This window comes from Pseudanabaena sp. PCC 9330, assembly GCF_055795045.1.
In genome coordinates this window covers 1-492 of the sequence record NZ_JAYFES010000010.1, presented here as the reverse complement: position 1 = coordinate 492, position 492 = coordinate 1, and the positions used below count along the sequence as shown (strand labels likewise).

Here is a 492-nt window from a genome sequence, read left to right as displayed (position 1 = left end):
ACGCCGCAGGGCGGTACCGGTTTTGCACCAACTCCGGCTTTGTTGCCAACTCTGGCCAGCCTCGTGGAGTACCTGCCAAAGGGTGAAGGTACTGATGGTTGAAAAATCACCGTTTTCTTGAGCCCTCAATCGGCGTTGTAAGGTGGACAACGACCATTGGGAGACGCCATCGCTCTCCAGGTTAGGGGCTTGTTGGGCCAACTCAACGATCTGCTGCCGATGCTCACCCCTATACTGCGTCTTGGCCCCACCTCCATGGCGTGGGGTTAAGGCGGCAAGTCCCTCCTGATTAAAGCGCTCCACCAGGTGCGACACCGCATCCCCGGAGCGTCGTCCGCTGGCTTGGGCCGCACCGGTATAGCTGTGTCCTTGGGAAACGGCGAGCAGCGCTTTAGCACGAGCGACACGAGCCGCTGATTCACTGCTCGCACGCGACAATCGCTCTAGTTCTTGGTGTTCTTCAGCCGTTAGTTCGCAAAGGGGATGTTTTGG

1 protein-coding gene is annotated in these 492 nt (G+C 58.5%); it reads right to left on the bottom strand.

The genetic code is table 11. The annotated features are described in order from the left end of the window. Window positions 1-438 (bottom strand): helix-turn-helix domain-containing protein (locus AC0QKW_RS00040; RefSeq protein WP_473149032.1); only part of this gene is annotated, 438 nt, incomplete at its 3' end. Window positions 439-492: the final 54 nt, after the last annotated feature.